This window comes from Wolbachia endosymbiont of Drosophila seguyi, assembly GCF_028981765.1.
Lineage (GTDB): Bacteria > Pseudomonadota > Alphaproteobacteria > Rickettsiales > Anaplasmataceae > Wolbachia > Wolbachia pipientis.
On record NZ_JAPQLM010000022.1, the window covers coordinates 1 to 8,033 of the forward strand.

At 37.6% G+C, this 8,033-nt stretch carries 7 protein-coding genes and 2 tRNA genes; 5 read left to right on the plus strand and 4 right to left on the minus strand.

Features of this window, described 5'->3' with window-relative positions:
- Nucleotides 1-285: 285 nt before the first annotated feature.
- Nucleotides 286-358, plus strand: a tRNA-Lys gene (locus tag OZD62_RS00375).
- Between the two features lie 19 nt (nt 359-377).
- The gene (nuoF, locus tag OZD62_RS00380) at nt 378-1,631 is read left to right on the plus strand and encodes an NADH-quinone oxidoreductase subunit NuoF (protein ID WP_275019189.1); all 1,254 of its coding nucleotides are present in this window, start codon (nt 378-380) and stop codon (nt 1,629-1,631) included.
- Between the two features lie 28 nt (nt 1,632-1,659).
- Here the strand turns inward: nuoF and infC are convergent, their stop codons facing one another.
- From infC to nuoI, 4 genes are all read right to left on the minus strand, one after another.
- Nucleotides 1,660-2,178 carry a translation initiation factor IF-3 gene (gene infC, locus OZD62_RS00385; protein ID WP_006279610.1) on the minus strand — a complete coding sequence of 173 codons (519 nt, stop codon included), beginning with the start codon at nt 2,176-2,178 and terminating at the stop codon, nt 1,660-1,662.
- A gap of 12 nt (nt 2,179-2,190) precedes the next feature.
- Nucleotides 2,191-4,092, minus strand: a complete 1,902-nt coding sequence (thrS, locus tag OZD62_RS00390; protein ID WP_275019191.1) for a threonine--tRNA ligase — start codon at nt 4,090-4,092, stop codon at nt 2,191-2,193.
- Nucleotides 4,085-4,372 (minus strand): hypothetical protein, encoded by a 288-nt coding sequence (locus OZD62_RS00395; RefSeq protein ID WP_010962961.1) that lies wholly within the window; start codon nt 4,370-4,372, stop codon nt 4,085-4,087. Before OZD62_RS00395 ends, thrS begins: the two co-directional genes overlap by 8 nt.
- Before the next feature lie 115 nt (nt 4,373-4,487).
- Nucleotides 4,488-4,970 (minus strand): NADH-quinone oxidoreductase subunit NuoI, encoded by a 483-nt coding sequence (gene nuoI / locus OZD62_RS00400; RefSeq protein ID WP_275019192.1) that lies wholly within the window; start codon nt 4,968-4,970, stop codon nt 4,488-4,490.
- 131 nt (nt 4,971-5,101) lie between these two features.
- Here nuoI and mnmE point away from each other — a divergent pair, with 131 nt between their 5' ends.
- From mnmE to OZD62_RS00415, 3 genes are all read left to right on the plus strand, one after another.
- Entirely contained in the window at nt 5,102-6,628 is a 1,527-nt protein-coding gene (gene mnmE, locus OZD62_RS00405) for a tRNA uridine-5-carboxymethylaminomethyl(34) synthesis GTPase MnmE (RefSeq protein WP_010082336.1), read from the plus strand.
- Nucleotides 6,629-6,675: 47 nt separating this feature from the next.
- A tRNA-Ser gene (locus OZD62_RS00410) sits at nt 6,676-6,763 on the plus strand.
- A 168-nt stretch (nt 6,764-6,931) separates the two neighbouring features.
- Nucleotides 6,932-7,948 (plus strand): NAD(P)/FAD-dependent oxidoreductase, encoded by a 1,017-nt coding sequence (locus OZD62_RS00415; RefSeq protein WP_038199260.1) that lies wholly within the window; start codon nt 6,932-6,934, stop codon nt 7,946-7,948.
- The last annotated feature ends 85 nt before the right edge of the window (nt 7,949-8,033 follow it).

Sequence of the window (8,033 nt, forward strand, 5' to 3'; positions counted from 1 at the left end):
AGATATTATAGCCTTTTACTTGTTTCCGGACAACCTCTTATAGCCTTTTACTTGTTTCCGGACAACCTCTTAGCGTTATACGTCACACCATCCAAATAAATCTGTGAACTGAAAATTAACAAGAAGTTTTCCTTTGGAAATTTTTTTAAATTATTCATAGATTTTTTAACTAAATTATCACTAACGCAGTATATTATATAATTTATTTAACCACACATGAAAATTTTAGTTTGATTAAAACGGATAAAAACTGTATTGATGTTTAGTATAGCTGAAAAATGAAATGATCCCGTAGCTCAGCCGGTAGAGCAACTGACTTTTAATCAGTGGGTCACGCGTTCGAATCGCGTCGGGATCACTCACAAATTTTGAAAAACATGCTAAAAGAACAAGACAAAATATTCACCAACCTAAATGGTAAAGGAACTCCACTACTTGAGGGTGCAAAAAAACGTGGTAGCTGGCAAAAAACAAAGGAATTACTGGATTTAGGATCAGAAAAGATCATTGATGAAGTAAAGAAAGCTGGCTTGAGAGGTCGAGGGGGTGCAGGATTTTCCACCGGCCTTAAGTGGAGCTTTATGCCCAAAAATCTCCCAAAAGCATATTTAGTAGTCAATGCAGATGAGTCAGAACCTGGTACATGTAAAGATAGAGATATATTGCGATATGAGCCACATAAGTTACTTGAGGGAATTCTCCTGGCCGGCAAAGCGATTAGCGCATCAGTTGCATATATTTATATCAGGGGTGAATTTTATAATGAATATTTAGTTCTAAAAAAAGCACTTGAGGAAGCCTATAAAGAAGGTTTAATTGGAAAAAATGCCTGCAAATCAGGTTATGATCTTGATGTGTTTATCCATAGGGGCGCAGGAGCTTACATATGTGGGGAAGAAACAGCTCAACTCGAATCAATTGAAGGAAAAAAGGGCTTTCCTCGCATGAAGCCTCCATTTCCCGCAGGTGTTGGACTTTTTGGCTGCCCAACCACAATCAACAACGTTGAAACTATAGCCATGGTTCCAGATATTCTGAATCGCGGAGGAGAATGGTTTGCATCTCTTGGTAAACCAAATAATACTGGTACCAAGGTCTTTTGTATTTCAGGGCACGTAAACAACCCGTGTAATGTTGAAGAAGAGCTCGGAATTCCATTACGTGAATTAATTGAAAAATACGCAGGTGGAGTGCGAGGAGGTTGGGATAATTTACTTGCTGTAATACCTGGTGGGTCTTCAGTGCCATTAATTCCAAAATCTATATGTGATACTATTGAAATGGATTTTGATTCATTAAGAACTGCACAATCAGGGCTTGGTACTGCTGCTGTAATAGTGATGAATAAATCAACTGATATAATAGCTGCAATAGAGAGGTTATCACACTTTTATATGCATGAGTCCTGTGGACAATGCACACCATGCCGTGAAGGTACTGGATGGATGTGGAGGATTATGAAGAGGATGGTGGCAGGAGATATTAAGCCTGATGAAATAGATAAGCTGCTTGACCTTACAACTCAAATAGAAGGACATACAATTTGCGCACTTGGCGATGCTGCAGCTTGGCCGATTCAAGGATTAATAAGACATTTTCGCCATGTTATCAAAGAGAGAGCGATAATTTAACTTTACTTATACTTCTTAAGCCGTTTTGCTACTTAGCAACCAGAGCTAAAAAATATTGATTCCCTTCTCTTTTAGGTGCCAATTCTACCTTTGCGATATCTTCAGTGTCTCGAATTAGCCGTTCTAATTTTTCCAGTCCAACTTCAGTGTTTATAAGCTCTCTCCCTCTAAATCTCATTGTGACTTTAATTTTATGTCCGTGGGCAAGTAAGTCTCTTGCTTGACGCAATTTTGTTCCGTAATCGTGATCACCAATATTGGGACCCAGTTTAATTTCTTTTATAGTTAATGTTTTTTGTTTCTTTTTTGCTTCACTTGCTTTCTTTTTTATATCATACTTTTGCTTGCTATAATCCAGAATTTTACATACTGGAGGGGTTGAATCAGGTGCAATTTCCACCAAGTCTAAACCAACACCCTGTGCAAATTCCAAAGCTCGTTCTATTGGCACGATTCCGACCATTTCACCACTATGATCAACTAAGCGTACCTCCTTAGCTGTGATAAATCCATTAATTCTGTTTTTATTGTTCTTTTTAACTTGCAAACTTTAACTCCCTTAATTCAAATTAATACTTTTTAACAGCGATTCATTAGCCTTTTCCAAAGAAAAAGACTCCTGTCTTTCCGATCCTAAATTTCTTACTGACACAGTTTTACTTGTAACTTCATTTTTGCCTACAATCCACAATATAGGAACCTTGTTTGAACTATGCAAACGTATCTTATAACTAATTTTTTCATTGGTCAAATCAGTCTTGACTCTCACACCTTGTTCTTTTAAAATGTTGCTAATTTCTGTGGCGTAACCGTCAGCTTCATTTGTAATGGTCAGAATAGCAAGTTGCGTTGGAGCAAGCCAAACTGGAAATTTTCCTGCATAATTTTCTATCAAAATTCCGATAAAACGCTCAAAAGTCCCAAGAATTGCCCTATGTAACATGACAGGGTGATGCTTGTGCCCATCTGCCCCTATATAAAAAGCTCCCAGACGTTCTGGTAAAATGCAATCAACTTGTAATGTTCCACATTGCCAATTTCTGCCTATTGCGTCTTTCAAAACGAACTCTAACTTTGGACCATAAAATGCACCTTCACCAGGGTTCAGTTTATAACTCAAGCCCGCTTCTTTAACGGCTTCAAGCAGCGCTTTTTCAGCTCTATCCCACACTTCATCATTACCTGCTCTAATATCTGGACGGTCTGAAAATTTCACAGAAATTTCATTAAATCCAAGCTCTGAATATACTTCTTTTAAAAGGTCACAAAACTTTATAGTCTCAGAATTCACTTGTTCTTCCATACAAAAAATGTGTGCATCGTCTTGCGTAAAACCACGCACTCGCATCAGTCCGTGCAATGAGCCTGAGCTTTCATTTCTATGGCATGTGCCAAACTCTGCCATACGTATTGGTAAATCACGGTAGCTCCTGGTGTGAGAATTAAAAATCTGCACATGACAAGGACAATTCATGGGTTTTATTGCTAACTTTTTATTCTCAGATTCGTCAACAATAAACATATTTTCACGAAACTTATCCCAATGTCCAGATCTTTCCCACAGCTCTTTACTTACTAAAATAGGAGTTTTTACCTCAAAATAGCCATTATTTATTAGCTTCTTTCTGATGTAAGACTCAAGAACATTATATAGAATATATCCTTGTTCATGCCAAAAAACCTGCCCAACAGCTTCCTCTTGAATGTGAAATAAATCCATATCCTTAGCAATTTTGCGGTGATCACGTTTTTCTGCTTCTTTGAGGCACTCAAGGTAAGCGTTTAATTCATCCTTATTTCCCCATGCTGTGCCATATATTCGCTGCAACATTGGGCCCTTAGAATCACCACGCCAGTATGCACCCGCTACTTTCATAAGTTTAAACGCTTTAACTCTACCGGTTGATGGTGAGTGCGGACCACGGCATAGGTCAACAAAATCACCTTGCCTATAAACAGTTAGGTTTTCACCCTCTGGTATGGATGAGATAATATCAACCTTATATTTTTCGCCTATACCACTAAAGAAATCAACTGACTGCTTGCGAGTCCAAACTTCTCGAACAAATCTGTGGTTACTTTTTACAATCTCTTTCATTTTCTTTTCTATTGCGGTAAGATCGTCCGTAGTGAAGGTACGATCTGTAGCAAAATCATAGTAAAAACCGTCCTGAATTGTTGGGCCGATAGTAATCTGAGTATTAGGAAATAGCTCTTTCACTGCCTGCGCCATTATATGAGCAGCATCATGCCTTATTATATCTAAACCCACTTCGTCACTCAGTTGTATCACCTCTATCTCTGCATCAGCTTCAATTTCACGTGAGAGGTCATATAGCTCACCATTTACTTTCAATGCAACTACTTCTTTCAAAGCATCCGGTTGTAATATATCAAAGCCAGTGACTTTACCACTGTATTCTTTTACTTTTTGTTCGGTTGAAAAAGTAACCCTAACCATAAATAAACCTATACGGACATGTAGCTTGAAGGCGGTTTGCTTCTTCCAACGGTGTCATCCCAGTGTCACGCACATAGCCATACGAACATTCATTTTCGAAGGTAAATTGCACAGCAAATGGTGTCATCCCAGTGCTTGACACTGGAATCCAGCTTTTTTGTAATTTCATTGAAAATGTTGCATAGTGTGCTTGTTCACAATCAATTTTACTGGATCCCAGTGTCAAGCACTGGGATGACACCTTTGTGTTTGAGGCAAAACAGGCTATAACATTTAACATACTGCCCTCGCAAACAAATGTTCGTACAGTTGTGTATCAGCTACTGGGATGACACCATCCCTAGTGGGCACTGCCCCTAAATCATAATGGATAACAGGGTTATAAGCTCTGAACATTAATAATAAGGCCTATTCTTTTTTAACCTGAGTGCAATTGCGTCTTCCCAAACTTCACCATTACGCAATAACTTTTCTTTATTGTACATTAGCTCCTCTCTTGTTTCAGTAGCAAATTCAAAGTGAGGACCTTCAACAATTGCATCAACTGGACATGCCTCTTGGCAAAGTCCGCAGTATATGCATTTTGTCATATCAATATCATAGCGCGTGGTGCGGCGACTACCGTCTTCTCTTTCCTCTGCTTCAATAACTATTGCTTGAGCAGGGCAGATAACTTCACATAATTTACAAGCTATGCATCGTTCTTCACCGTTTGGATACCTACGCAACGCATGCTCACCACGAAACCTTGGACTTAAAGGGCCCTTCTCCATAGGATACCTCAAAGTAACCTTTGGCTTAAACATATATTTTAATGTAATAACAAACCCTTTAATTAACTCTACAAAAGACCAGTACCAAGCTAATTTCTTGAGCATAAAATATTTAAAACTTGTGTCAGTCATTATAAATCATATTATCAGTTTTCAAAATAAATATTTTCACCTGGGTGACTTTTTAGGTATTTTGGTTTCTTAAGTGTAATATTGCTAAGTAGTTTATATAAATAATGACAAACACAAATGAAACTATTTTCGCTTTATCGACCGTATTTGGTAAGTCAGGAGTTGCAGTAATCAGAATTTCAGGCAACTACGCGCTTAAAGCTTTAAATCATTTTCATATTAAGAAAGAAATTAAACCAAGATTTGCTACTTTAGTTGATCTATATGATGATTCCAGTCAATTGATAGATAATGGAATAATCATCTATTTCCCTGCTCCAAACAGTTTCACTGGCGAGGACGTTATAGAGTTACAAGTGCATGGAAGCAAGGCAGTTATAAAAATCATCTTGGAGGAATTATCAAAAGTTTTCGTTATGGCCAAGCCTGGAGAATTCTCACTTAGGGCTTTTCTAAATGGTAAATTTGACTTAACGCAAATAGAAGGGATTGCAGACTTAATTGATGCTGAGACGAAAATGCAAGCTAAACAAGCGATTAAGCAGATATCAGGAGAATTGGAGAGACTATACAGCAATTGGAGGCAAAGATTAATAACGATACAATCCAAAATCGAAGCATATATAGACTTTCCAGAGGACATTTGGGCAGAAAAAAGTGAATTGGAAAAAATTAATAATGAAGTGCAATCTCTCGTGCAGTTGATACAAGAGCATTTAAATGATAATAGACGGGGCGAAAGGTTGCGTGAGGGTTTACATATTGTAATAACTGGTGAACCAAATGTCGGTAAATCAACTCTGTTTAATTTCTTAGCCAAGCGTGATATTGCTATTGTTTCTGAATATGCAGGCACAACAAGAGATATACTTGAAGCTCATATTGACATTGGCGGATACCCAATCATTCTCTCTGATACTGCTGGAATTCGTGAAAGTTCAGATCCAATAGAATTAGAAGGTATAAGTCGAGCGAAAAAGAGGTCTTTTGAAGCTGATTTAAGAATAGAGCTATTTCCTTTTGAACAACGACACGATGTCAATTATCAAGCCACAGGCAATATACCATCTGTCGTTGACACACAACTATGCAAATATTGTAATCAACAAACGGTGTCATCCCAGTGCTTGACACTGGGATCCAGATATAAAAATACTTGCAAATTATGCAATAGACAATGGATTCTAGAAACATGTGCTGAAAACAATGTTCATAGCTGGATTCCAGTGTCAGCTACTTGCATGACATCAGACCAAAATGACACCATTTATGTATTGAGCAAAGCTGACGATGTTATCAATAATCACAATATAAAAATTAATGGCATAGATCTTTTACCCATTTCTATTCTAAAGGAAATAGGTACAAACAAATTGATCTCTCTCATAAAAGAGAAGGCAGAGGAAAAATTTGGGCATGATAGAGACACTCCTGTAATCACTCGGCAAAGACATAGGAATCACATGAAGAAAGCACTGGAACATTTACAACGTTTTAATATCGATAATCCAATTGAGTTGATATCTGAAGATTTGAGGCTTGCTGCATTTGAACTTGGTGCGGTGATTGGAATTATTGATGTTGAGGAAATATTGAGTAGTGTGTTTAGCAACTTTTGCGTGGGCAAGTAAAGCTTTTATAGATTGCTTAAAATCAAATGTTGTGATAGAAAAGAAGTGGACGGATGGCCGAGCGGTTTAAGGCACCAGTCTTGAAAACTGACGTACGTGATGAGCGTACCATGGGTTCGAATCCCATTCCGTCCGCACAGCATCTCGCTATGCTAGCTGATTTTTAGAGCTTATTTGGACTATGTGGTTCATAACGCTGGAAATCTTGTCTAATCTAGCCACATCTTTTAAAAATACATCCCTTTGTAAATTGACCTTGTTAGCAAAGAAAGCTAATATCTATAAATAGATCACCATCTGAATATGAAAACCGATATAGTAATAATAGGTGCAGGACCTGTTGGAATATTCACTGCTTTTCAAGCGGGAATGCTTGATATGAGATGTCATATAATAGATGTTTTGGATCAAGCAGGAGGACAATGCACAGCTCTTTACCCAGAAAAGCCAATATATGATATACCTGGTTATCCTGTAATCACTGCCCAAAAATTAATTGAGCAACTAATGGAGCAATCTTCGCCATTTAAGCCTGTTTACCATTTAAGTCAAAAAGTGGAAAAGATTTCAAATAACGAAGGTGAAAGCTTTACTGTCATAACGAACATAGGTACAGAGGTAAAATGCAAAGCCGTTATTGTTGCTGCAGGTAACGGAATGTTTGAACCTAACCGTCCACCCTTAAGTGGTATATTAGAATATGAAAATAAATCTGTATTTTACAGTGTAAATAAAATTTCTGATTTTCAGGACAAAACTATAGTCATTGCAGGTGGGGGTGATTCTGCGGCTGATTGGACTGTAGAACTTTCTAAAGTTGCGAAGAAAATTTATGTGATACATAGGAGAAAGGAATTTCGCTGCACTCCTGAAACTAGAAATAAATTAGAATCACTTGAAATTGATGGAAAAATAGAACTGGTAGTGCCATATCAATTACACGAACTAGCAGGAGGTAATGGGCAGTTGAGCGCAGTGATAGTAAAAAACATTGCCTCTAAGGAAGAAAAAGAAATATCCGCTGATTTTTTGCTGCCATTTTTTGGATTGTCAATGAATCTTGGTCCAATAAACAATTGGGGTATACAGTTAGAACATAGCCGCATAGTTGTCGACCCAGCTACACTTAAAACCAGTAGAGATAGGATATATGCAATCGGAGATATAGCTATTTATTCAGGCAAACTAAAATTAATACTAAATGGTTTTGCTGAGAGCGCCATGGCTTGTTATGACATATACAAAGTAATCCACAACTCTCCGGTTAATTTTCAATATTCAACCTCAAAGGGAATTCACGGAAAAGAAAAACTTCCTTGACAAACCTCGCCAGCTCCCTTATCATGAAACTGAAGCTATTGTATTTGCTTTCGCCAATCTGCAGATTAAAAGGTAAGGATTACTT

Excerpts from the sequence above, each read along its gene's own strand:
- nuoF (WP_275019189.1), top strand. The coding sequence starts at position 378 with ATGCTAAAAGAACAAGACAAAATATTCACCAACCTAAATGGTAAAGGA.
- thrS (WP_275019191.1), bottom strand. The coding sequence starts at position 4,092 with ATGGTTAGGGTTACTTTTTCAACCGAACAAAAAGTAAAAGAATACAGT.
- OZD62_RS00395 (WP_010962961.1), bottom strand. The coding sequence starts at position 4,372 with ATGTTAAATGTTATAGCCTGTTTTGCCTCAAACACAAAGGTGTCATCC.
- nuoI (WP_275019192.1), bottom strand. The coding sequence starts at position 4,970 with ATGCTCAAGAAATTAGCTTGGTACTGGTCTTTTGTAGAGTTAATTAAA.
- mnmE (WP_010082336.1), top strand. The coding sequence starts at position 5,102 with ATGACAAACACAAATGAAACTATTTTCGCTTTATCGACCGTATTTGGT.
- OZD62_RS00415 (WP_038199260.1), top strand. The coding sequence starts at position 6,932 with ATGAAAACCGATATAGTAATAATAGGTGCAGGACCTGTTGGAATATTC.